This is a genomic window from Rhodococcus sp. LB1 (assembly GCF_001583455.1).
Lineage (GTDB): Bacteria > Actinomycetota > Actinomycetes > Mycobacteriales > Mycobacteriaceae > Rhodococcus_F > Rhodococcus_F opacus.
The window spans coordinates 40,290-64,566 of sequence record NZ_LTCZ01000409.1 but is presented as its reverse complement, the minus strand read 5'-3'; the positions used below and the strand labels follow the sequence as shown (position 1 = coordinate 64,566).

22 protein-coding genes are annotated in these 24,277 nt (G+C 65.8%); 10 read left to right on the top strand and 12 right to left on the bottom strand.

Annotated elements, in window-relative coordinates; genetic code table 11:
* The first annotated feature begins 253 nt into the window (after positions 1–253).
* Together AZG88_RS40805 and AZG88_RS51105 are read left to right on the top strand one after the other, a co-directional pair.
* A complete protein-coding gene (locus tag AZG88_RS40805; protein ID WP_197436056.1) occupies positions 254–1,066 on the top strand; it encodes an MIP/aquaporin family protein in 813 nt (270 codons plus the stop codon).
* Positions 1,067–1,380: 314 nt separating this feature from the next.
* Positions 1,381–1,962: an NAD-dependent epimerase/dehydratase family protein gene (locus AZG88_RS51105; RefSeq protein WP_082764408.1), complete on the top strand. Its 582-nt coding sequence runs from the start codon at positions 1,381–1,383 to the stop codon at positions 1,960–1,962.
* 149 nt (positions 1,963–2,111) lie between these two features.
* Here AZG88_RS51105 and AZG88_RS40795 read toward each other — a convergent pair whose 3' ends face one another.
* From AZG88_RS40795 to AZG88_RS40780, 4 genes are all read right to left on the bottom strand, one after another.
* Positions 2,112–4,418, bottom strand: a complete 2,307-nt coding sequence (locus AZG88_RS40795; protein ID WP_061041210.1) for an acyl-CoA dehydrogenase — start codon at positions 4,416–4,418, stop codon at positions 2,112–2,114.
* A gap of 149 nt (positions 4,419–4,567) precedes the next feature.
* The gene (locus tag AZG88_RS40790; RefSeq protein ID WP_061041209.1) at positions 4,568–5,230 is read right to left on the bottom strand and encodes an enoyl-CoA hydratase/isomerase family protein; all 663 of its coding nucleotides are present in this window, start codon (positions 5,228–5,230) and stop codon (positions 4,568–4,570) included.
* A gap of 202 nt (positions 5,231–5,432) precedes the next feature.
* Positions 5,433–6,770 (bottom strand): MFS transporter, encoded by a 1,338-nt coding sequence (locus tag AZG88_RS40785; RefSeq protein ID WP_025433570.1) that lies wholly within the window; start codon positions 6,768–6,770, stop codon positions 5,433–5,435.
* A 57-nt stretch (positions 6,771–6,827) separates the two neighbouring features.
* Entirely contained in the window at positions 6,828–8,006 is a 1,179-nt protein-coding gene (locus AZG88_RS40780; RefSeq protein WP_061041207.1) for a CaiB/BaiF CoA transferase family protein, read from the bottom strand.
* Positions 8,007–8,155: 149 nt separating this feature from the next.
* Between AZG88_RS40780 and AZG88_RS40775 the strand changes: the two genes are divergently transcribed.
* From AZG88_RS40775 to AZG88_RS40755, 5 genes are all read left to right on the top strand, one after another.
* Positions 8,156–9,394, top strand: coding sequence for a PucR family transcriptional regulator (locus tag AZG88_RS40775; RefSeq protein ID WP_061041206.1), 1,239 nt, complete (start codon positions 8,156–8,158; stop codon positions 9,392–9,394).
* Between the two features lie 129 nt (positions 9,395–9,523).
* Positions 9,524–10,843: an alkyl sulfatase dimerization domain-containing protein gene (locus tag AZG88_RS40770; RefSeq protein ID WP_005249707.1), complete on the top strand. Its 1,320-nt coding sequence runs from the start codon at positions 9,524–9,526 to the stop codon at positions 10,841–10,843.
* Complete coding sequence (locus AZG88_RS40765; protein ID WP_025433571.1) at positions 10,831–11,208, top strand: YidH family protein; 378 nt, start codon at positions 10,831–10,833, stop codon at positions 11,206–11,208. The genes AZG88_RS40770 and AZG88_RS40765 overlap by 13 nt, the downstream gene beginning before the upstream one ends.
* Complete coding sequence (locus AZG88_RS40760; RefSeq protein WP_231914374.1) at positions 11,205–11,522, top strand: DUF202 domain-containing protein; 318 nt, start codon at positions 11,205–11,207, stop codon at positions 11,520–11,522. Before AZG88_RS40765 ends, AZG88_RS40760 begins: the two co-directional genes overlap by 4 nt.
* A 48-nt stretch (positions 11,523–11,570) precedes the next feature.
* On the top strand, positions 11,571–12,776 hold the full coding sequence (locus AZG88_RS40755; RefSeq protein ID WP_061041204.1) for an alkyl sulfatase dimerization domain-containing protein: 1,206 nt from the start codon (positions 11,571–11,573) through the stop codon (positions 12,774–12,776).
* A 289-nt stretch (positions 12,777–13,065) separates the two neighbouring features.
* On the opposite strand, the gene AZG88_RS40750 is transcribed toward AZG88_RS40755, so the two are convergent.
* The 6 genes from AZG88_RS40750 to rpsF all read right to left on the bottom strand — a co-directional run bounded on the left by AZG88_RS40750 (position 13,066) and on the right by rpsF (position 19,233).
* Entirely contained in the window at positions 13,066–14,526 is a 1,461-nt protein-coding gene (locus AZG88_RS40750) for a glyceraldehyde-3-phosphate dehydrogenase (RefSeq protein ID WP_005249698.1), read from the bottom strand.
* Positions 14,527–14,826: 300 nt separating this feature from the next.
* On the bottom strand, positions 14,827–17,031 hold the full coding sequence (gene dnaB / locus AZG88_RS40745; protein WP_061041215.1) for a replicative DNA helicase: 2,205 nt from the start codon (positions 17,029–17,031) through the stop codon (positions 14,827–14,829).
* 573 nt (positions 17,032–17,604) lie between these two features.
* Positions 17,605–18,060: a 50S ribosomal protein L9 gene (rplI, locus tag AZG88_RS40740; protein WP_005249695.1), complete on the bottom strand. Its 456-nt coding sequence runs from the start codon at positions 18,058–18,060 to the stop codon at positions 17,605–17,607.
* A 17-nt stretch (positions 18,061–18,077) separates the two neighbouring features.
* Positions 18,078–18,320 (bottom strand): 30S ribosomal protein S18, encoded by a 243-nt coding sequence (gene rpsR / locus AZG88_RS40735; RefSeq protein ID WP_005249686.1) that lies wholly within the window; start codon positions 18,318–18,320, stop codon positions 18,078–18,080.
* 38 nt (positions 18,321–18,358) lie between these two features.
* Positions 18,359–18,880, bottom strand: a complete 522-nt coding sequence (locus AZG88_RS40730) for a single-stranded DNA-binding protein (RefSeq protein ID WP_005249678.1) — start codon at positions 18,878–18,880, stop codon at positions 18,359–18,361.
* A gap of 65 nt (positions 18,881–18,945) precedes the next feature.
* Positions 18,946–19,233 carry a 30S ribosomal protein S6 gene (rpsF, locus tag AZG88_RS40725; RefSeq protein WP_005249677.1) on the bottom strand — a complete coding sequence of 96 codons (288 nt, stop codon included), beginning with the start codon at positions 19,231–19,233 and terminating at the stop codon, positions 18,946–18,948.
* A gap of 161 nt (positions 19,234–19,394) precedes the next feature.
* On the opposite strand from rpsF, the gene AZG88_RS40720 reads away from it, so the two are divergent.
* From AZG88_RS40720 to AZG88_RS40710, 3 genes are all read left to right on the top strand, one after another.
* A complete protein-coding gene (locus AZG88_RS40720; protein ID WP_160118546.1) occupies positions 19,395–19,616 on the top strand; it encodes a DUF2945 domain-containing protein in 222 nt (73 codons plus the stop codon).
* A 61-nt stretch (positions 19,617–19,677) separates the two neighbouring features.
* A complete protein-coding gene (locus tag AZG88_RS40715; protein WP_005249674.1) occupies positions 19,678–21,039 on the top strand; it encodes a glycosyltransferase 87 family protein in 1,362 nt (453 codons plus the stop codon).
* Positions 21,036–21,620, top strand: coding sequence for a GNAT family N-acetyltransferase (locus AZG88_RS40710; protein WP_061041203.1), 585 nt, complete (start codon positions 21,036–21,038; stop codon positions 21,618–21,620). Before AZG88_RS40715 ends, AZG88_RS40710 begins: the two co-directional genes overlap by 4 nt.
* A 14-nt stretch (positions 21,621–21,634) precedes the next feature.
* On the opposite strand, the gene AZG88_RS40705 is transcribed toward AZG88_RS40710, so the two are convergent.
* Complete coding sequence (locus AZG88_RS40705; protein WP_061041202.1) at positions 21,635–22,579, bottom strand: alpha/beta hydrolase; 945 nt, start codon at positions 22,577–22,579, stop codon at positions 21,635–21,637.
* Positions 22,580–22,606: 27 nt separating this feature from the next.
* On the bottom strand, positions 22,607–24,253 hold the full coding sequence (locus tag AZG88_RS40700; RefSeq protein WP_061041201.1) for a flavin-containing monooxygenase: 1,647 nt from the start codon (positions 24,251–24,253) through the stop codon (positions 22,607–22,609).
* Positions 24,254–24,277 lie beyond the last annotated feature (24 nt).

Below are 24,277 nucleotides of genomic sequence, written 5' to 3'. Positions count from 1 at the left end.
TCGTCGCGATCGCGACGATCAACACGTGGAACCGCTTCGGCGTATCCACCCGATTGGTCCCCGGTCACTACACGCCGGACTCCTAACTCACCGAGCGCGCGAACGCGCCAGGGCGACCGGCGAACTCGCGGACGAGCTTCGCGTCTGAAATCTGGTATCCGGGCAGACGGTTGGCCGAGAACGACCGGGACCCGCTGTCCGGATGCGTCCGGAATCCACGCCGCTTCCGGCACACCAACACTAGGAGATCATGGTGAGTACCGCTTCGCCTCTTCCACGCCGGCATCCACTGGCGCGTGCCGCCGACGAGTTCGCGCTCACCACCGTCCTGCTGTTCCTCGCGGTGACTGTCGTCCGGTGGTTGCGTGATCCGGGCTCCACCCTCTACATCGCCGATCTAGACGTCGCACTTGCCGTCATCGGGGTTCTCAGCGGGATCATCCTCACCGGCCTGATGTTCAGCCCACCCGGCAGACGCGCTGGCGGGCATATGAATCCCGCCGTGACCATCGCCCTGTGGCTGATGAACGGCTTCCCTGGTCGCAGCGTTCCGCCCTACATACTCGCCCAACTTGCGGGTTCGGCGGTGGGGACGGTGCTCGGGCGCCTGGTGTGGGGGCGTGCGGTCTCGTTCCCTCCTGTCGACTACGCCGCGATCAGGGCCGCGTCCGCCTGGCGGCCCACCTCTGTCTTTCTCGCCGAGATGGGCTCGATGATGGTCCTGATCGTTGTCGTCGGGTTCTTCCTGGCCCGTCCCGGCCATGCACGCCTGCTGCCGTACGTCATCGGACTGTCGGTCGGGCTGGTCATCGCCCTCCTCGGTCCCCGCAGCGGGGGATCGATCAACCCCGCCCGCCAGTTCGGTCCTGCTGCACTCTCTGGGCGTACCACCGATCTATGGATCTACCTGGTCGCGCCGGTCCTGGGAGCGGCACTCGGGGCCTCGGTCGACCACGTAATCAACCGGCGGTTCCGCACACCGCACCACGAGCGGGACCCGAGATTGCATGAATACTTGCGCAACCCACAGCCCTCCGACACTCGTCACCTGGGGCCGGAGCGATGAAATCGTCGCATCCAGTGACCTCACAAGCCCATCCTCACAACCCCATCGGCCCTCACCGCGTCGGCCCCAACCCATTCGGTCACGATCGGGAAGGCCCGACAGAACGTCACAGGTTCAACCCGTTCCAGTGGGGCATCTGTCCCGGCATTTCTCCCCAGAGCCATTGCCTCCCTCGAGGGCCGCGGTGGTCGGGCTCCTTGGGCGTGCACAGAGGCCAGCGCTTCCGAAAGGGCAGGGACCCGTATGACATCACGTGCCGCGGTTGACAGCGACGGTTCGGCTCTCACTTCCGATTCGTATAGTAAGGAGTAATCATGAGGATATTTCTTGCCGGCGCATCCGGCGTGATTGGGCAGCGGCTGATTCCCCGGTTGATTCACGCGGGGCACGTAGTCGGCGGTATGACGCGCTCACCCAGCAAGACGGAGCTACTGGGCCACCTCGGTGCCGAACCGGTGCTGTGTGATGTCTTCGACCGGGAGGCTGTAATCCAGGCAGTTCGTGACTTCACACCGGACGTCATGCTGAACGAGCTGACCGATCTGCCGGATGATTCGGCGCAGATCGGTGAACACGCAGATCTGAACGCTCGCATCCGAACCGAGGGAACCCAGAATCTTATCGAAGCCGCGCGGCGGAGCGGGTCGCCGAAGATCCTGGCTCAAAGCGTGGCCTGGCCATTGACTGATGGGCCCGCCGCTCGGGCGGTCGCAGAATTGGAGCGGTCCGTTCTCGCCGAGGGCGGTGTTGTATTGCGCTATGGACAGTTCTACGGACCCGGCACCTATCACGAGCAGCAACAACCCGAGGGACCTCGGGTTCATATCGACCGAGCTGCCGAACGAACGGTGGAGGCGCTGGGCGAGCCGACGGGCGTCGTCGTCATAGCCGACTGAGCGCGCGACCGGGATCCGGTTGGCCGTCGCGCTGTGCTGAATTCGGGGTAGTGAGTAGAAGTCGGGTGGGCAGTGTGGGCGCATAACCATGCTGCACACGGGGGTTCCGACCGGCACCGACGACTCGTCGACTACCTACAGTTGAGTGCCTACCTCGGCAAACCCAGGATCCGTTCGCCGATGATGTTGCGCTGAATCTGATTCGACCCGCGTGCGATCCGGCGCCCTCGGCTCTCGAGGAACACCCGCTGCAGGGAGTCGAGTTGATATCCGCCCCCCTCGGGGCGGGTCAGAGCCGACGCCCCGAGAAGCTCCAGCGCCGTCGACCCGAAAATACAGTGGTACTCCGACCAGTTGATCTTGTCGATCGCCAGTAGCTCGTCCACGGCCTGCCCCTCTGCAACGCGGGCACTGATCACGGAACCAACGGCACGCATCAACTCGACCTCGACCACCAGTTCCGCCAACCGCTGGCGGACGATCACGTCGCCGAGCCGACCGTTCTTGTCCAGCCGCTCCACCAACACACCGAGTTCGTGGCGATAGCCGACGTACTGCGTCGCCGCCTTGCCTGCCCGCTCGGCACCGAGTGTGGTCATCGCGACCGCCCAACCGTTGCCGAGCCCACCCACCACATTGGTCAAGGGGGCGCAGGCATCGGCTATCCGTTCCTGCGCAAACCCTCTGTCACCCGACGCCATCCGGATGGGGTCGACGTCGATGCCGTTGTCCGTCATGGGAACAAGGACAAACGAGATGCCGCGGTGTCTCGGTGCATCGCGGTCGGTGCGGCACAATAGGAACATCATGTTGGCCTGATCGCCGTTGCTGGTCCAGATCTTGTCACCGGTTATCCGCAATTCGTCGCCGTTCACGGTTCCGCTGGTCCGCAGCGAGGCGAGATCGGATCCGGTCTCGGGTTCGGAGAAGCCCTGGCACCACGTGTCTTCGCCCGACAGAATGCGGGACAGGAACCGGCGCTTCTGGTCCTCGCTCCCGTGCGCCAACAGGGCGGGCGCAAGCAGGGTCTCGCCCATTCCGAGTTGCGGGCGTCGAAGTCCCGCGCGCGCGAACTCCTCCTCTACTACCAGAGTTTCGACCGGTCCCAGTCCTCGGCCGCCGTGTTCCTCCGGCCACGACAGGCACAGCCAACGCCCCTTCCGCAACAGATCGGTCCAGTGCTTCTCGGCATCGGTGTCTTCGTGCCCGAATGGTTCCTGCGCGTATTCGAGCGGTCTTCCCTCGGCGCGGTGCTCGGCCAGCCAGGCGCGGACCTCGGTCCGCAGGTCCGCCAGCGGAGCGGGTTCGTCGGCCCGCGCCGGCGCCTCGAACGCGGTGCCGGTGGCGAGGACTCCGGCGAGCAGACGCTCGCGGTGCCACGCCGACGATCCGAACATCAGCTGATCGGTCTTCGCCCGCTTGAGATGAACATGAGCCTCGTGCTCCCAGGTGAAGCCGATCGCGCCGTGCAGTTGAATCGTCTCGCCGGCGATCTGCAGGTACCTTTCGGCCCCCGCGACGCAGAGCAGGCTCACCAGTGCCGGCAGTTCCGGCGCTTCGGTATCCGCGGCGTGAGCGGCAACGGCGACGGCAGCGGCGACCGGTTCGAGCGACCGGATCGCGTCCGCTAGTCCGTGTTTGACTGCTTGATTGGTACCGATCGGACGACCGAATTGGTTGCGGGTCTTCGCATAGTCGGTTGTCAGGTGCAGGCACCGGCGAGCGCCGCCGACCCTCTCCGCCGCCTGCACGACGAGCGCCTTGTCGAGCGCTCGGGACAGTGCCTCCGAAATGTCTGCGGTGCCACTGATCCGTTGCGCTGCTGCGCTATCGAAGGTGAGAGTCGTCAGCGGACGGGTCGGGTCCAACGCCGGCTGCCGGACCCGCAGAATGCTCGCGTCCGATGGTTCCACCAGAAACAGGCCGGTCCCGTCTTCCGTCCGGGCGACGACAACGACCGTGTCGGCGCAATGACCGAAGAGCACGTGATCGGCCCGTCCGTCGATCCGCCAGCCGTCGCCGTCCGGGTGCGCACGCACCGCTTCCGAGCCGGCCTGCCACCACCCGTCGGCGTCGGCAAATGCCAGACACCCGAGACGAGTGCCCGCGGCGAGACCTGGCAGCAGCTCATGGAGCCAACTCTCCTGGGCGCAATCCGCGATGGCGAGCGTGGTCAACACCGAACTCGCGAAGAAGGGGCTGCACGCTGCGGAGCGTCCGAATTCCTCGGCGACCACGACGAGGTCGCCGATACCCGCGCCTGATCCACCGTATTTCTCGTCGACGAGCATTCCTTGCAGTTCGAGTTGTTCGGCCATCGTTGCCCACATCTCGGGTCGGTATCCGAGTTCCGTGTCCTGGACGGCCAATACTTCGGCCGGTTCACTGGTTGCGGTGAGAAACTCCCGAACCGCGTCGCGAAGCGCGCGGTGTTCTGCAGTTGTCGTCATACCCATTCGATTGTCTCCTTCGAGTCCCGTGCAAGCACCATCTCGGTCCGAATCCCCAGACCTGGGATGACCGGGCGTCCTGCGACCTGTCCGCCCGGTTGTGCATTGTGTTGTCTTGTGGTTTTTCGACCGCAGGTGCCGCCGTGCGCACGCACTTACGCGGGCAGTGTTCGGCGCGTCAGAATCGCTTGCTTCATGGCGATTCCCCCGCCGTTGCGGTAGGCCGCAATCTTGTCGGTGAGCTCGGTCGCCCGGCCCAAAACCTGCTCGTCCGGCACCATCGCGTAGGCGAAGCCGCGCCGCAATAAGTCAGGACCGTACTGACGTTCACAGGCCAGCGTGAGCTGCAGTGCCTGGTTCACGTCATATTTCGCGAGCAACCACCGCAGATTGTTCGGCGCAGCTACCCCCATCTCCGCCTCGCTGACCATGAGGAACGACGTCTCTCCCACCACAAGGAGGTCACAAGCCAGCACAATCGCCGCAGCACCGTTGACAGCGGCCCGCTCCAGCGCTCCGATCAGCGGTTTCTCTAACCCGGACAGGTTCGTGTGCAGGTCGGCGAGCGCCGCCGTGATCGCCGGCTCACCGGGGCGTACCTCGGCCAGATCCAAACCGGAACTGAAGCACCCGCCCGCGCCGTGCAGCAACACCGCGGTCACTGTGTCGTCGTCCTGAGCGTCAGCGAACGTTCTGGCAAGCTGGGTGACCATCGGCACCGTCAAGGCGTTCTTCCGCTCGGGACGATGTAGTTCTATGTCCAGCCGTCCGCTCTGATGGTGCCGAACGACCACGACATCGCTCTCCGTAGAACTCACGACATGCTCCTCACGAGTCCGTCGAACTGCCCGGCGGGAGCAGCCGGCCACCCCGTGGCGCGTTCGCCACTTATCATCGGACGCACGTTGCCTCCCAACAACATTGGTGTGCTCATCGCTTCCTTCCACAATCGCTGACGACAGGCTCGAGCACTCAGACCACGTTCGTGGACGGCGGTGCCGTCGACCGTTCTGGTTCGGCCTACTTGTTCGGGTGGTGTGCGGCGATCGTGGTTGCATCACGTTCGGGGTTGACCAGGACGGCGGCGGCGAGTGCGCCAACCAGCATGATGACTCCCACGATGACGAAGCCTCGGCCGTATCCAGCGGCGGTGTCGGCGGCCCCGGAGACGAGGGAGCCGATGAGAAGTGGTGCCGCGACACCGCCGAGGCTGTAGATCGCGACGGTGATCGACATGACGGATCCGCGTTGCTTGGCGGGCACCACATCGGAGAGCAGGGAGAAGGCCAGTCCCCAGGCTGCGGTGTTGAGAGAGAACGCGAGCGCGATCAGCACCATTTGAGTGGGTCCGACGGGCAACACGGTGAATCCGATCATGCACACGCCGCCGGCGGCGAGTAGGCCGGCCGCGAACAGGGCGCGGGCGGTGCGGGACGATCGTCCGGCCAGCGAGAGGCGGGTGGAGATCAGGCCGGCGAGGAACGTCAGGATGACGGCCGCGGCGAAGGGCAATGTGATCAGCAATCCGGTGGCGTTGGCGCTGTAGTGCAGGCCTTCGCGCAGGTACAGCGGTAACCAACTCACCTTCAACGCGGTCGCCCAATAGGAGCAGAACGAGAAGATCGCGACACCGATCACTGTGGGGCGAGTCCACAGGAGCCGGACGGGCACGGTGTCGGGAAGCGTCACCGCCTGATTCCCGGTGCCTGCCCCGGCATTGCCGGCGGGTCCTTCACCGCCGATGAACAGCCAGGCCACCAGCCACATCACTCCGGCGGCCATGAGCACGAGAAACGCCGCGTGCCAGCTGTAGCTCTGGATGATCCAGGTCAGGACCGGCGCGGCGATCAGCGGGCCGAGAGAGGCTCCCATGATCACTACCGAGGCCGGTAGTGAACGACGCTTGGGGGAGAACCAGGTGTGGGCGATCTGCTGGGACAACGCCCCGGCGGGGCCTTCGGCGAATCCGAGCAGCATTCGGCAGGCGAGGAAGACCCCGAACCCGACCGTCGTGGTCATCGGGGCCAGACTGAGCACCCATAGACCGACCAGGCCGGCGAGGAGCCATCGCGCGGAGATGCGGCCGCCGAGGGATCCGAGGGCGACCGCGCCGACGGCGAAGAGCCAAAAGAACGCGCTCTGCGCGGTGCCGAACTGCTGATTACTCAACCCGAGGTCGGTCTTGATCTCGACGCCGGCGAGGCTGACGACGACCTTGTCGGCGAAGTTGATCAGCATGAAGGCCATCAGCATCAGGGTGATGATCCAGCCACGCCGGCGAACGCGTGGGCTGTCGAGTTCAAGGTCGGCGGCGAGGCCGCCCTCCTCGGCGCGGGTTTGCGGATTCTGCAGGGACACGAGGGCTCCTGGGGGTCGTAAGCGGTGGAGGGGTAGTTGGCGCCGGCGGCGGTCAGGTCACGTCAGGGAGTACTCGCCCAGCTGGTAGTGGGCGACGATCTCGTGGCTGTGTTCTCCGAGTTCGGGGACCCGCCCGGCGTCCGCGGTGCGGGGGGTGCTGCGGGAGCGGTAGGGGAGTCCTGGGATGGAGTATGTGTGTCCGTCGCCGGTGCTGCCGGTGGTGAAGATGCCGCTGGCAATCACATCGGGGGCACTCGGGACCTGGTCGTAGGTGCGTACGGCGCCGGCGACGATGCCGACGGATGTCAGGGCCGCTAGGGCGGCTTCGGTGTCGAGGCCGGCGAAGAACGGTGTGAGCGCGGCGAGGAGTTCGCCGCGGTGGGCGACCCTTGACGGGTTGTCGACGAAGCGGGGATCCTTCGGCAGGTCGGGTTGGCCGGCGAGGTCGCAAAGCTGGACGAATCGCTGCTCGGTGTAGGCGGAAATGACGATCGAGCCGTCAGCGGTGGGGAAGATGTCGGCGGCCGGTGCCGCGGTGGGTTGTCCGTTACCACGCCGGTGGGGCGCGACGCCGGTGATGGAGTATTCGCCCCAGTTCACGCATTGCAGGTCGATCGCCACATCGAGCAGTGAGACGTCGATGTCGTCCCCGAGGCCGGTACGTTCTCGTCGGAACAGGGCCGCCAGCACCGCCTGGGTGACCACGTAGGAGGTGGCATGGTCGACGAGCGGGAAACCGACGCGTTGCGGGTCTCCGTCCGCCTCTCCGGTCACTGACATCATGCCGGTTTCCGCCTGGGCGGCGATGTCGAGGCCCGGCCGGCGGCGGGAGGGTCCATCGGTGCCGAAGCCGGACACCGCGGCGAGGATGACGGTGGGATTCAGTTCGCGTATTTCGTCGGCCGACAGGCCGAGCTTTTCCATCACCCCTGGTCGCAGGTTGTGGATCACGACGTCGGCTCGGGCGATGAGGGCCCGGGCGTGGCGGAGATCGTCCTCGGCTTTGAGGTCGAGGACGATCGACTTCTTGCGCCGGTTGTAGGCGCGCATGATGGCTTCGCCGTAGACGCCGATCCCGCGTGCCTGGTCGCCGCCGGGGCCTTCTATCTTGAGGACGTCGGCGCCGAGGTCGGCCAGGGTCTGCGCGGCGCCGGGCGCCGCGATGTACTGACCGAAATCGACGACCGTGATCCCGGACAGGGGCAGGTCATCGGGAGCGTACTCGGAGTCTGGCATCGTTCCTCATTCTGGGCCGGTGTGGACTTCGGGGCTGGTGGAGCCGTTCTGGTCCTCAGCGTGGCCGAATGGGTTGCTGTCGTACCATCGGCGGCGGTCACACTCTTCACGTCAGTAGTGTGTGACCCGTCACACCTAGGAGGCGTTCTATGCGCACCGCGCCCACGGACGAGGCAACCAAAGACGATCTGCAGGGCACGATCGCCCGTATTCGCCGGTCGGTGCCGCGGATGGCACGGGCAATCATCGACCGCTACATCGCCACCTCGCCGCTCTACACGCAGACCGCGGTGCCCGAACATTTGCACCGGGAAAGCGCCCACACCGTCCGATCGCTGCTCGAGGTGTGCCTGCGGTCGATCACCGACGAGTCCATCGACGTCGCCGACACGATGCGCGAGAACATCGAACGCGGCACCGAACGAGTCGCGGAAGGGTTGCCGCTACGGGAGTACATGCGCTGCTGGCAGATCGGATTCGACGTACTCGTCGAAGAACTGGAACGCGAACTCGGCACCGACCACGGACTGTTCTGGTTCGCATACCGCCGAGCCCATATCACCTTTGACTGCATGCTACGAGAGGTCGTCTCCGCGTACGAGATCCACGCGCACGACCTCATTGCGGCGCAAGACCGAAACCATGCCCCCGCCATCGATGCCCTCCTGCGCGGCGACGGGTGGGTGTTCGACGACCCCGACTCCATCCCGGCCGAACCGAGCATCATGTTGCTGCGCATCGGTGAGACCCCCGCCGAGGGATCCGGCGACCGGAACGCCCGATCACTGGCGGCCACACGGAAGGTCCGCGCGATCCGCGCCCACCTCGCCAGGGCGGTCCCCGGCCTGTGGCTCGTCGATGTCCGGCCTCGGCACGCCCGGATCGTGATGCATCCACCGATCGGGGCTCTCGACCCGCTGGCCGTGGACCTTGCGCGGATCAGCGGCGCACCGGTGACGATCGCGATCGAGGACGCCACCTCGATCGAGGATCTTCCGCGTGCCGGCACCACGGCCGCCGAGGTACTCGACATCGCGATCCGGTCCGGCCGCACCGGCACGGTCAGCCGAATGAGCGATGTCGCACTTGCGCACCATTTCGCCCACACCAGTGCGTCGCTGCCGGTGCTGCTGGAGCGCTGCGCCCCGTTGCAATCGCGACCGGACCTGGTGCACACCCTCCGGGTCTATCTGGCCAGCAACCTGGACCGGCGCGCCACTGCGGACACCCTGGTGGTGCACCCCAATACCGTCGACAACCGGCTCAACCGCGTCCGCGAGCTGACCGGCCTCGACGTACACGTCACCACGGAGCTCCTTACTCTTGCAGTCGCGGTCAGCGCCGCCACCGACGACCCCGACGCGGAGGCACCCGCAGTGAATCTGTGATCGGTCACAGACCGGGGCCGGCCGGGGTGTGCGCACAGACGATTGTTCGGCTGATGTCCGGTGCACAGAATGAGGCGCACGGGACTTCGCAGCGTCGCGGTCCGACAGCCAAGCCGAGGAGAGCGCCACATGACGGACATCATCGACTACGCCGACAAGGTCTGGAAGGGCGAAGCCAACCAGAACGCCTACCACCACGGAGACCTCCGGAAGGAGGGAATGCACTACATCGCGGAAGGCGCCTACATGTGGCCGGCGTTCGGCAACGTCTACGTATTTCCCACCAACGCTGGTCTTTTCGTATACGACACCGGTGACCGTCGCACCGCCGAAGACCTGTTCGCAGCCACCCGGCGAATCTCCGAGCAACCGGTGCACACGGCCGTCTACTCGCACGGACACGTCGACCACGTCTTCGGCATGGACCCCTTCGACACCGAAGCACGCGAGCGCGGCTGGACCCGCCCCACGGTCCTCGCACACGAAAACGTAATCAGCCGGTTCGACCGCTACAAGAAAACCCGCGGCTACAACGGCATCATCAACCAACGCCAATTCCAGGCACCGAACCTGACGTGGCCGGCCGAATACCGATACCCCGACGTCACCTTCACCGACCAGACCACCCTCACCGTCGACGACCTGCAGGTGCAGCTCCATCACGCCCGCGGTGAGACCGATGACGCCGCGATCGCCTGGATCCCCGACCGCAAGATCCTGTGCTGTGGTGATTTCTTCATCTGGGCCAGCCCCAACGCCGGAAACCCACAGAAGGTGCAACGCTTCGCACACGAATGGGCCCGAACCCTGCGGTGGATGGCCGACCTGGGCGCCGAAATCCTCCTCCCCGGACACGGGCTCCCGGTCCTCGGCGCCGACCGAATCCGCACCACCCTCACCGATGCCGCCGAACTCCTGGACATCCTGCATGGCCGCACCCTCGAGATGATGAACGCCGGAGCGACCCTCGACGAGGTCGTGCACACCGTCACCGCCCCCGCCGAACTCCTCCGCAAGCCCTACCTCGCACCCTCCTACGACGAACCGGAATTCGTCATTCGCAACGTCTGGCGCCTCTACGGCGGCTGGTACGACGGCAACCCCGCCAACCTCAAGTCCGCCCCCCGCACCGACCTCGCCCGCGAGATCGCAGACCTCGGCGGCGGCGCCGCCCAACTGGCCGAGCGGGCCCGCGCCCTACTGGCACGAGGCGAACACCGGCTGGCGGGACACTTCGCCCAGATGGCCACCGACGCCGATCCGCAGAGCCGCGACTCGCATCAGGCCCGCGTCGACATCTTCGGCCGGCTGGAACAAGGCGCCACTTCCACTATGGCGAAAGGTGTCTACGGGTGGGCAGTGGCGGAATCGCGGGCCTTCCTCGACGGCAGCGACCACGCGACCGAACTGAAGGCCAAAACGGCCGGCCGCGCGCGATGGGCATTCTGACCTCAGACAATCCCCGTCCCTCAGCGGACTCAGGTTCGGTGGATGAGGAACCGGACTACCGGTACACGCTGGCGAACGAACGCACCTACCTGGCATGGATCCGCACCGCTATGGCGCTCCTGGCGGCAGGTGTGGCTGCCCACCAGTTACTTGCGTTGCCCTCCGGGGCACTGCAGATGACGATCACGATGGTCTGTTTCGGGCTGGCCACCGTCCTCGCCTCCGGCGCGTATCTGCGCTGGAAGGCCGCGCAGTCGGCCATCAGGCGGAACCTGCCACTTCCGGGCTCCGTCCTCGTGCCCTCTCTTGCGCTCGGATTGGGGATCCTCACGCTCCTCGCCGCCGGAGCGGCATTGTGGTCATGATCGGGTCCGTCGACCGGGATCCGGGACTACAACCAGACCGCACCGCGCTGGCCTGGCGGAGAACCACACTCTCCGCCGCCGCGACGACGGTGGCGCTCCTCCACATTCCCACCGCCCATGGTGACCGCGCTGCTTCGCTCACCTTGATACCGATGGCGGTGCTGCTGCTCGTGATCACGTACATCAGCCACCGACGGGGCCGTTCGCTGCAGCGGGGGAGTCACGGAATGACCCGACACCATGCCTTGCTGGTAGCTCTACTCCTCACGGCCACAGCGGTCGCCGCTGCCGCGACCGCCGCCCTTGTCCGATAGCCACACTCTCGAACCACAATTCGAAGCACACACTGGAAGGAGACACCGATGCCCGTTGCGGAAGTCGACAACAACCCGCTGTTCGGAGGCACCGAAATCACCGTTGTAGCCCCAGGAATCTTCACGATGGGCCTACAGGGAAACAGCTTGGCCGTAGAAACCGATGAGGGATTGCTCGTCGTCGACTCCGGACCGAGTCCATCCGTGGTTCCTCAGGCACTCGCCCAACTCCGCGAGCACACCGACCAGACAGTCCGCTGGATCGTCTACAGCCACGGCCATCTCGGTTACAACTACGGTGTGCCAGGGTTCCTGGCCGAAGCCGAAAGGCGCGGAGAACCCCGCCCGACGATCATCGCCCACGAGAATGTCGTCCGCCGCTACCGTCGCTACATCGAGACCGCCGGACTCCAAAACCACATCAACTCCCGCCAGTTCCGTCGGCCGATCGAAGAGTTCGCACCAGTGCCGACCCTGACGTTCCCCGACCAAACCTACCGGGATGCAATGACACTCGGCGGCCCGACCCGCCAGGTTCGGCTGTTGTGGGCACCTTCGGAGACGAACGATGTCACCGCCGTGTGGTTGCCTCGAGAACGGATCCTCTACGGGAGCGCCGCAGTCATCGACAGCATCCCGAACATCGGCACGCCCATGCGCACCATGCGGGACGCCGTTCGGTGGGCGAACACCCTCGACAGTCTTGCGGCCCTCAACCCTGCCGTCCTGATCCCCGAGTTCGGATCAGTCATGCACGACGTCGGCGCCGAGCAGCTGGCCGCCACGTCGGCGGCGCTACGCTGGCTGCGCAGAGCCGTCGTGGAACGCCTCAACAAGGGAATGGGCGTCGACGACATCGTGCACGATATCGTCTACCCGACCGAATTGTTCGAGGTCCCGTGGATGCGACAAGCCTACGGGCATCGGGACTTCATCGTGCGGGACATCGTCCGCTCGGAAACCGGGTGGTGGGACGGCAACCCGACCCACCTACACCCCGCCCGGCCCGACGTCGCCGCCAACGCACGCGCGGCAGCGATCACCGACAAGCAGGCCGTGCTCGACCAGGCACACCGACTGCGTGACGCCGGACGGGTTCAGGAAGCGCTACACGTCGTCGATCTGCTGGCACTCGCGACCGCAGACTTCCCAGAGGCTCACCACGCCCGCACACTTAAATCCGAACTGAATGCGCTTCTGGCCGACGACGCACCCAGCTACGTCTCGCGCAGCTTCTATCGCGCCGTGACCTGAACGGCACACAGCAAGATGAGTGATGAGAGGGCGGAGCCGGTCGATCTTGCGCGACTCTCGCCCGGCAGATCGACGAACGTCAGCTCGCAAATTCCGGACCCGAACGATCCGGAGGGGTTGATTCCCCCCGCGCTACGATCCATCGACGGGCCCTCGGTACCGGAAAATTTCAACGTCGGGAACCATACGAACGATGAGCTTTCAGCGGCGAGGCCCACCGAATACGCGACGACGCCCGGGAGAGCAGCCACTGCTCGGCCCAGGCGTCGCGAACCTACGGTGCCGCCGGTCAGCCCACGGACATCGCATCAGCGGCGTCGACCGCGGGGTAGATGGGGTACTCCACACCGGACAGGTACTGGACAGTGCGCACCACCTGGCACGAGTATCCGAACTCGTTGTCATACCAGACGTAGAGGATGGCGGTGTCGCCGTCGACGATCGTCGCGTTCGCGTCGACGATGCACGCGGCGCGCGAACCGATGAAGTCACTGGACACGGCATCGGTTGCAGCGGTGTAGTCGAGGTTCCGGCTCAGAGCTCCGGTGAGCGACTCCTCGCTGAGATGCTCGAGCACCTCCTCCCTGGTGGTCTCACGACCCAGCTGAAGGTGGAGGATGGCGACGGATACGTCCGGAGTGGGAACGCGGATCGAGTTGCCAGTGATCTTGGCATTCAGCTCGGGGAGCGCCTTGGCGACCGCCGACGCGGCGCCGGTCTCGGTGAGCACGAGGTTGAACGGCGCCGAACGACCACGACGGTCGGCCTTGTGATAGTTGTCCAAGAGGTTCTGGTCGTTGGTGAACGAGTGCACGGTCTCGACGTGGCCTCGAGACACACCGAATTCGTCGTCCATGGTCTTCAGCGGCGGGACGATGGCATTGGTGGTGCAGGACGCGCACGACACGATCTGCTCGTTCGGGTCGAGGTCGCGATGATTGACGCCGTGCACGATGTTCGGGACGTCTCCCTTGCCGGGCGCGGTGAGCACCACCTTCGCGACTCCGGGGCGGAGGTGCTTCGACAGTCCTTCGCGGTCGCGCCAGATTCCGGTGTTGTCGATCAGGATGGCGTTGTCGATGCCATGCTCGGTGTAGTCGAGGCTCTCCGGGTCGTTGCTGTAAATGAACTTGATGACGTTGCCGTTGGCGATCAGCGTGTTGTTGTCGGTGTCGACCTTGATCGTGCCGTTGAACTGCCCGTGGACGGAGTCACGGCGCAGCAACGATGCGCGCTTGGTCAGATCGTCGCTGCCACCCTTTCGGACCACCACGGCACGCAGGTTCAGCCCATTGCCCGAGCCGGCCTTCTCGATAAGCAGTCGAGCGACGAGGCGACCGATACGCCCGAATCCGTACAGGATCACATCCTGCGGCTGCGCGGGACTCGTCTGGGCGCCGCCGACCAGGTCGGCGAGGCTCCGTGCAACGAACTCTGGGACCGATGCTCCGTCACCGTTGGCGCGATAGGCCATCACCAGCAGTCCGAGGTCGATCTTCGAGGGCCGAAGATTGAGGTGAGTCAGCGCTTCGAGGAAGGGGAACGTCTCCTCGACCGACAGTTCATCGCCGCTGATCTGCCGGGCGAAACGATGGGTCCGCAGGATACTGATGACCGACTTGTTCACCAGGGAGCGACTGTGAAGCAGAATGGTCACCGAGCTTCTGCGGTGCAGGCCGCCGATGATCGGGATCATCGCCTCCGCGAGAGCTTCCTCGGAGTTCCACTGGGCCAGTTCCACTGTGCTCATTGCGCTTGTCTGCCTTCCCGGCTCATGTGGCGTGTCCTTAGGTGGGATGCCGGCGAGCGCACACCGCTCCACCAGCCGTGACCTGGATCACCGGACCCGGTTTCGCGACTCGCGGACACCGGCGCGCCCGACGCACTCATCATATGGAAGCGTGTCGTCGGGCCGACAAGCCGGTCGCCGAAACGTCCGGTGGGACGAGAATCCGGCCATCTCGCAGGGTCTGACGACCAACGAATTGCCCGAGCGGTAGCCGTCAGGCAACAGGCAGAGTGTAGGAGGAGGGAGGGGCGGCCGCCGGCACTAGCCCCGCGCCATGTCGACGAACTTGGACAGGTGAAGCTGGTGCGCCACGGTGATTGTCGCTGTCGGGCCGTTACGGTGCTTGCCGAGGATGAGGTCGGCCTCGCCGCCGCGGGGGTCGTCGCGTTCGGTGGCGTCGGGGCGGTAGAGCAGAATTACCATGTCGGCGTCCTGCTCGAGCGATCCCGACTCACGAAGGTCGGCGACCTGGGGGCGCTTGTCCTGTCGCTGTTCGGGACCACGGTTCAGCTGGCAGATCGCGACCACGGGAACCTCGAGTTCCTTCGCCAAAAGCTTGAGGCTACGGGAGAACTCGGAGACTTCCTGCTGACGTGACTCGACCTTCTTACCCGAGCTCATCAGCTGCAGGTAGTCGATCACGATGAGCTTGATGTCGTGTTTCTGCTTGAGCCGCCGGGCTTTTGCGCGGATCTCCATCATCGTGAGGTTGGGGGAGTCGTCGATGAACAGCGGCGCCTCACTGATCTCACTCATACGTCGAGCGAGCTTCGTCCAGTCGTCGTCGGTCATCTTGCCGGAGCGCATGTCGCCGAGCTTGATCTTCGCCTCCGCCGACAGCAGACGCATGACGATCTCGGTCTTGCTCATCTCGAGCGAGAACATGACGCTGGCCATGCCGTGCTTCACGGAGCAGGAACGCAGGAAGTCCATGCCGAGGGTGGAGTTGTGGGTCGGCACCATAGAACGACCCGCGAGGTACAAGTGGTCGGCGTTGTCGACCTCGACGCACCGCACGGGGACACTCTCGATCGGGCGCACCGCGACGATGCGTCGCGAACCACTGACCGCGCCGCGAAGCTCCTTGTGCCGGATCGCCTTCCGATGAAGCTGGAACACGTCTTCATCGGCGCAGAAGGTGACGCCACCGTCGACACAACTGCAGTCGTATCCCAACCCGACGACGAGTTCGGCGACATCCTCCGACAGCGGGGGGTTGACGGTCTCGAACCGCACGGAGCCGTCATCGGCAACCGATCCCGCCACATCGAGCAGGCCGGCCAGCAACTCGCGACGCTCCGGCTCGGAGCCGCGCAACAGTTCCGCCGGGATTCGCTTGGCGTCGGCCGGAAGGATGAGTTCTTCGGTACCGACGGGCATCTCCGGATCGGAGAGGCCCTCGATGGTGAGCGAGGCACCCAGAGCGTACGGGTCGACGCGCACAGTCGACGTCGGCAACTGCAGCGCACGGGTGTGCGCGACCTGGTGGCCGCGGTCGATCGAACCGGCGATCCGAGCCGTGGTGCGGACGGCGGCCTCGCCGTCAACGGCCGTCAACCACTGATGCTGCTCGTCGGCGACGAGGACGGTGCCGTCGGAGAACTCCACCTCGTAGCAGGGCCGGCCGACCATGATGTCGGTGGCGGCGACGACGCGGGTGGGCTTGCCGTCGGCGTCGATGAGGTGGTCGCCGACCTGGACGTCGCCCATGGTGGTCCAGCCGGTGGGTGTGGCCAGGGGAGTGTCGAGGGCGAGCGCCTTACCGACACCGGGTCGGGCCGCGACGATGATCATCTGGCCGGGGTGGAGGCCGTTGGTGATCTCGTCGAGTTCGACGAAGCCGGTGGGCACGCCGAGGGAGATGCCGCCGCGGCTGGCGATGGAGTCGATCTCGTCCATCGTGGGCTGCAGGAGCTCTTCGAGGGGGACGAAGTCTTCGGTGGTGCGGCGTTCGGTGACCTCGAAGATCTCGGCCTGCGCGCGGTCGACGACCTCGGCGACGTCCTGACCGTCGGCGCCGGTGTAGCCGTACTGGACGATGCGGGTGCCTGCGTCGACGAGGCGGCGCAGGATGGCCTTCTCCGCCACGATCTCGGCGTAGTAGCCGGCGTTGGCGGCGGTGGGCACCGTCTGGGTGAGCGTCACCAGATAGGGCGCTCCACCGATGCGACGGAGCTCGCCACGACGATCCAGCTCGGCGGACACCGTGACCGGGTCGGCGGGCTCACCGCGGCTGTAGAGGTCCAGGATCACGTCGTACACCGACTGATGCGCGGGACGGTAGAAGTCGCCGGGACGGAGCACCTCGAGCACGTCCGCGATGGCGTCCTTGCTGAGGAGCATGCCGCCGAGCACCGACTGCTCCGCCGCCATGTCCTGAGGTGGCTGCCGGCCGAACTCTTCGCCGGGCTCCGCGTCAGGCGGACCCGGGTATTCGGAACGGCCCCGATCGTCTACTACAGCCACTCGACCGACCTTCCCCATCACTGTTGCGCCACCCCGGAAAATGCTTCCCGGTGTTGGTGCCCCGAACTCTTTGTACTCGCCCCTACCGACAACCTTCGCAGGCTCTTCGCGGCAGCCGGCGTCGTGATCGCGAGACACGCCGGGACGACGTTAGGGATTAGCTACCCGCTGTTCAAACCAGCCTGTGTACACAGCTGGGGACAAATTGTGTAAACCGCTGGGTACGTTTGTTAACCCCATGGGGATAACCTGAGGATAAGTGCATATCACAATCCCAAAAACCCAGATCAGAGCCGTTTTTTGGTTTCTCACCACTGTGGATGAAAACCCGTTCGGCGTGTCTTTCACGTTGACGACTCGGGCGTGTTGAGTTGGTCGCCCCTGCGTGGCAATATGATCCACCTCACAGATCGTCGGCGGGGCGGCTAACTTCCAGACACAGCTGGAAGCCGCTCCTCCGCGTGCTTCACACCCGTGAAAACAGGCTCGAGAGGGCGGCTGTGAGCCGGAATCGACACGCACAGACCCCCCACACGCCGAGGCGTCCGGGGGGCCTGTGAGTAAACGAGTCGACTAGGCGCCGACGACGTTCAGGTGGAACTTCGCAACCACGTCGGGGTGCAGGTTCACGACGATGGCGTGCTTGCCGGTCGCCTTGATGTGAGCCTTCGGCAGCTCCAGGCTGCGCTTGTCGACGACGGGTCCACCGGCGGCCTTGATGGCACCGGCGACATCGGCGGCGGTAACCGAACCGAAGAGCTTGCCCGAGTCACCGGCGGTCTTGACCGACAGCGAGACGTTCTCGAGGCCCTCGATGGCGTCCTTCAGCTCCTTGGCGTGGTCGAGTCCGCGCACGGCGCGGGCTTCCTGCGCACGACGGATGCCCTCGACCTGCTTCTCGGCGCCACGGGTGGCGACGATGGCCAGGCCGCGGGGCAGCAGGTAGTTGCGGCCGTAGCCGTCCTTGACCTCGACGGTGTCGCCAGGCGCACCGAGGTTGTCCACGTCAGCGGTGAGGATGAGCTTCATGTCTTTCCTCCCTTTCCTTAGCGAGCCACGGTGGCGTAAGGCAGCAACGCCACCTCACGTGAGTTCTTGACGGCAATGGCAACGTCGCGCTGGTGCTGGACGCAGTTGCCGGTGACACGGCGCGCGCGGATCTTGCCGCGGTCGCTGACGTACTTACGCAGAAGCGTCGTGTCCTTGTAGTTGATCTGCGTGTTCTTCTCTTTGCAGAAGATGCAGATCTTCTTCTTCATTACCTTGTCGCGCAAGGGCGGCTTCGGCATTAGTTTGCTCTTTTCTGGATGTTCCGATCAGGTACGGATCAGAACGGGGGTTCGTCGCTCCCGCCACCAGAGCCTCCGAAGGAGCCGGACGCCTGCGGCGCGCTGCCCCACGGATCATCTCCGCCGGTGTTGGATTGCGGACGTCCGCCGCCCGATCCGCCGGAGGAACCGAAGCCACCGCCGCTGCCGCCACCACGGTTGGCCTTGTTGACCTTGGCCGTGGCGTACCTCAGCGAGGGGCCGATCTCGTCGACCTCGAGCTCGACGACAGTGCGCTTTTCACCTTCACGAGTTTCGTACGAACGCTGCTTGAGCCGGCCGCTCACGATCACTCGCGAGCCACGGGTCAAGCTCTCCGCGACGTTCTCGGCTGCCTCGCGCCAGATGTTGCAACGCAGAAACAGTGCTTCGCCGTCTTTCCATTCATTGGTCTGACGGTCGAAGGTGCGGGGCGTGGACGCGACAGTGAAGTTCGCGACCGCGGCACCCGCGGGGGTGAATCGAAGCTCCGGATCAGCCGTCAAGTTTCCGATGACGGTGATGACGGTGTCGCCTGCCATATGGTTCCTCCTGCAGAATGTGGAGTTCGGTTGGGCACGAGCCTAGGGCTGGTGACCGACAGAAATCACTTGTTGTGGCGCAGAACCTTCGTACGCAGCACCGACTCGTTCAGACCGAGCTGACGGTCGAGCTCTGCGACGGTGGCGGGAGTAGCGCTGATGTCGATCACCGCGTAGATGCCTTCGCTGTGCTTCAGGATCTCGTAGGCGAGACGACGCTTACCCCAGACATCGACCTTGTCGATCTTGCCGCCGTCCTGGCGAACAACATTGAGGAACGTATCCAGCGAAGGAGCAACAGTGCGCTCGTCCAGGCTGGGGTCAAGGATGACCATCAATTCGTAATGACGCATAAGACCTCATCACCTCCTATGGACTAGTGAAAACGGCCACGGACTGTCCGTGGCAGGAGGGTCGTTGCGTCAGCAACCTTTGCAGGTTACACGACGAGCCCCTGACCAGCGAAATCAGGCCGGCCGGTGTGACACCGGGAACCGCGGGGTACGCCGACACGATGGCAGAGGAGAAGAAATTCCGACAGGGCGACGAGGTGGAGTGGAAGACCCACGGCACCACGACGTCGGGGACTGTCGAGGAGAAGATCACCGAGGACACCGAGGCGGCAGGCCGCACGGTGCGGGCGTCCGAGGACGACCCGCAGTACCGCGTCGTCAGCGACAAGAGCGGGCGGGACGCCGTCCACAAACCCGATGCCCTGCGCCGGGCGAGCGACTGACCTCCGCACCCGCGGCGTTTCCGCTTCGCACGCGGAGCCCCGCGCACCCTAATGTGGATTCATGCATATCGGAGCTCGGCAGCGGTCGCCGATCACGGCGCTCGTCGTCGGGTTGGCGGGTCTCTCCATGCTCGCCGGCTACCTGCAGAAGGCGCGGTGCGCCGGGGCGCCGTTCGACGGCGTCGGGCGAAGCCTGATCTTCGACCGCATCAAGGACACGCAGGTCTGCTACTCCGACATCCAGTTCCTGTGGCTCGGACGCGACGTCAACCTGCACGTCTTCCCGTACGTCACCGGGGGAATCAACGCCGACGGCATCCTCACCGGCGGCACCGTGGAGTACCCGGTGCTGAGCGGTGTACTGATGTGGCTCGGCGGCATCGGTTCACACACCGACGCCGACTTCCTGCTGCACTCGGCGCTGATCCTCGCCCCGTTCGGCCTGCTCACGGCGTGGATGCTGGGACGGCTGGCCGGCTGGTGGGCGCTGTTGTGGTCGGCCACCCCGCCGCTGGTGCTGTACGCGTTCCACAACTGGGAACTGCCGGTGGTCGCGACGTCGGTGGCCGCGATCTTCGTCATGACGCTCGAACGCATCCCCCTCCGCGCCCGGGCCGTCCTCGCGGCGGTGCTCCTCGCCGTCGGCTTCTGCCTGAAGGTGTATCCGGGTGCGTTCGTGCTGCCGCTGATCGCCTACGTCCTCACCCGGAACGGCACCGCCGGGCGGCGCTACGACGTGCGCGGCGCCGTGATGGTCGCGGTGGCCGCGATCACCACCGTCGTGGCGGTGAACCTGCCGTTCGCCCTCATCTCCTACAGCGGATGGCGGGCGTCGTTCACGTTCCAGGAGAACCGTCAGGCCGACCTCACGACCAACTCCATCTGGTACTGGGGCCTGCGGCCGCTGTTCGGGCCGGTCGCCGACGACGTCCCGCTCCCCGCGTACGACCAGACGGTGAGCCTGCTGTCGCCGCTCCTCGTCTGCGCCGCGTTCGCGATCGCCCTGCGGCTCGGCTGGCTGCGGTTCCAACGCGATGGCGTTTACCCGTGGATCGCGGTCAGCGCCGCCATGCTCTGCGGATTCCTGCTGCTGCACAAGGTGCATTCGCCGCAGTACACGTTGTGGCTCATCCCGTTCTTCGTCCTGCTGCGCGTCCCGTGGGGGCTCGTCGCGGCGTATCTGGTGGCCGACCTGTCGATGGGGATCGGCGTCTTCAAATACTTCGGCGCCCTCGCCGCCCAGACCGACGCGTCGACGTTCGAGGTTCTGGTGAAGTTCGGGGTCTGGGGCCGCGCGGGACTGCTGGTGGTGCTGTTCTTCGTGTTCCTGCGCGCCGCCCAACGGCATCCGCCCGTCCGCGGGCGCACCGGTCCCGAATCCGGCAGGCGGCCGGTGCTGAAATCTCCCGAGCCGGTGCGATGAGCGAATCCTGGTTCGCGCACCCCACGCTGACCGGACGGCACGTACGACTCGAACCACTGGGCGAGGATCACGTCGACGGCCTGATGGACGCCGTCGACGATCCCCGCATCTTCCACTGGACGTCCGCAGCGATCGCCGAGCGCGACGATGCGGTGGCGTTCGTCCGCACCGCCGACGAGGATCCGACCCGCCTCGCATACGCGCAGATCGACATCACCACCGAGAGGATCGTCGGCTCGACGTCGCTGTATCTGATCGACCCGAAGAACCGCAGCCTCGCGATCGGGCACACCTGGCTGTCCCGTTCCGCGCAGGGCACGTTCATCAATCCGGAGGCGAAACTGCTGTTGCTGCGGCGGGCGTTCGAAGACCTCGGCGCGGTCCGCGTCGAATGGCACACCGACGAACGCAACGCCCACTCCCGCGGCGCCATCGCGAAACTGGGGGCCGAGTTCGAGGGAATCCTGCGCAAGCATCGGCGTCGCCGCGACGGGACCTGGCGCAACACCGCACTGTTCTCGATGATCGACGAGGAGTGGCCGCGCATCTGCCCCCGACTCGAGGCACGAGTCGAGGGCTGACACGGTCGGTCACGTCACCCGACGGAAGCGGTGGCCGTCACCCTCTTCACGAACTCGACGACCGCCGAGCGCATCTCGGCGCTACGCGGAACCGCCCCGGACATCCAGAACGCGCCGTGAATCAGACCGTCGAAGCGGATCGCCTCGGTGTCGACCCCGGCCTGCCGCAACGATTCGGCGTACGCCTCCGCCTCGTCGCGGGCCACCTCGTTCTCGGTGGTGAGCACGAGGGCCGGCGGCAGCCCCTCGAGGCCGGCGGCGCGACTCGGTACCGCATACGGGTGTTCCGCGTCCTCGGGCGAGGAGAGGTAGTTGCTCCAGAACCAGTCGAGGTCCCCGGCGCCGATCACATATCCCTCGGCGAACTGCTGCCGGGACGGGAGGTCCGCGTTCGGGTCGATCACCGGGTAGATCAGCACCTGCCCCCGCAGCCGCGGTCCGTCCTCGTCCCGGGCCCGCAGCGCGGTGACGGCGGCCAGGTTGCCGCCGGCGCTGTCACCCATGACGACGACGTTGCCGGGATCACCGTCGTAGCTTCCGACGTGGTCGGCCACCCACTGCAGGGCAGCGGACGCGTCGTCGGCGGCGGCCGGGAACCGGTGTTCCGGTGCGCGGCGGTACGTCGCGGTGACGACGATCGCGCCGGCGCCGTTCGCGACCGCGCGGGCCGGTTCGTCGATGACGTCGAGGTCGCCGGCGACGAATCCACCGCCGTGGAAGTACAGGACCACCGGGTGCGGCGCCTCGCCCTCCGGCACGTAGACCCGCAGCGCGATCTGCGCTCCGCCGCTCTCGTAGTGCGCGTCCTCCACCCGGGCGACGGGTTCGGGCGGCGCCTGCAGTCCGGCGAACGTCGCCACGACGGCCCGCACCTCCTCCACGGTGCTGTGCTCGAAAGCCTTCAGCCCCTGCGCTTGTAGTCCGGCGATCAGTTCTGCTGCGTGTGCGTCGAGTGCCATGTCGGTCTCCTTGGTCGGGGGGCGGGGTCAGGACACGGTGGAGGCCACGCGGGCCTCCGCCCGGGTGAGCGCGAAACCGGAGTAGCCGCCGGCCACCACCTCGTCGCACGTCGCCCGATAGGTGGGGGCTCCGCCGAGGTAGACCATGCAGGCGCGAGGCTTGCCGGGAATGTTCGCGCCCATGTACCACGAGTTCGTCTCCGGCAGCAGGGTCTGGTTGGCGATGTCGTTGGTCAAGGCACCCCAATCGCTTTCGGCCTGCGCGGTCGGCTCGATGACGTCGAGTTCGCGGCGGTCCACGTAGTCGATCGCGTCGGTCGCGAAATCGACGTGGTCCTCGATGGCGAGGGGCATGTTGTAGAGCACCGACGGCGACTGCGGTCCGGTGATGAGGAACAGGTTCGGGAACTCGTTGACCATGATGCCGAGGTAGGTCTTGGGACCGTGTTCCCACTTCTGAGCCAGCGGCAGACCGCTCCGACCGCGGATGTCCATGGCCATCAGCGGACCGGTCATCGCGTCGAATCCGGTTGCGAGGACGATGGTGTCGACCTCGTAGACGCGGTCGCCGACCCGAACTCCGCTCTGGGTGATCTCGTCGATCGGCGTGGTCTTCACGTCGACGACGCTCACCGAGTCGCGGTTGAAGGCCTCGTAGTAGTTGGTCTCGAGCGGGGGACGCTTGGTGCCGTACGCGTAGCCCGTCGGCGCCAGAGTCGCGGCCTTCTCCGGATCCTGCACACGCTCGTGGATCCGATCCCGGATGTAGTCGGCGATCGTGTCGTTGGCCTTCTTGTCGAACAGGATGTCCTGGTAGGAGTCGATGAACAACCGGAACCCGCCGGCGTTCCAGCGCTCGTCGAACGTGCGGCGGCGCTCCTCGGCGTCGACGGCGAGCGCGGACGGCTGCACCTGAGTGAACGGCACGCCGAGGAAGTGGTTGCGGGCCGCGGTCCGCACGTCCGCGTAGTTGCTCTTGATGTCCGCCACCTCGTTCGGGTCGATCGGACCGTTGCCGAGGGGGGTCGCGAAGTTGGGGGTGCGCTGGAAGACCACCAGTTCGGCGGCGTCCTCGGCGATGAACGGGATGGCCTGGATGCCGCTGGCTCCGGTCCCGATCACGGCCACCCGCTTGCCGGTGAAGTCGGCGCCCTCACGCGGCCAGTTGCCGGTGAGCAGCACCTCCCCGCGGAAGTTGTCGATGCCGCCGAACTCCGGCGTCTTCGGCACGGACAGATTGCCCGCCCCCGAGATGAAATACCGGCTGCGCACGACGGCGCCGTCGTCGGTGCGGACCGTCCACACCGAGTTCTCGTCGTCCCAATGCACGCCGACCACGCGGGTGTCGAACGTGATGTCCTTACGCAGGTCGAAGCGGTCGGCGACGTGTTCGAGGTAGCGGAGGATCTCCGGCTGTCCGGCGAACCTCTCACTCCACTGCCATTCCTGCTGCAGATCCTCGTCGAACGAGTACGAATAGTGGACGCTCTCGATGTCGCAGCGGGCTCCCGGATAGCGGTTCCAGAACCAGGTGCCGCCCACGTCCGAGCCGGCCTCGAACACCCGCGTCGACAGGTTCATCGTGTCGCGCAACTTGCGCAGTGCGTAGAGGCCGGCGAACCCGGCACCCACGACGACGACATCGACGTCGGCGGAAGAAATGGTCTTTGACATGGTGTTGAGCTCCTCGGGACGATG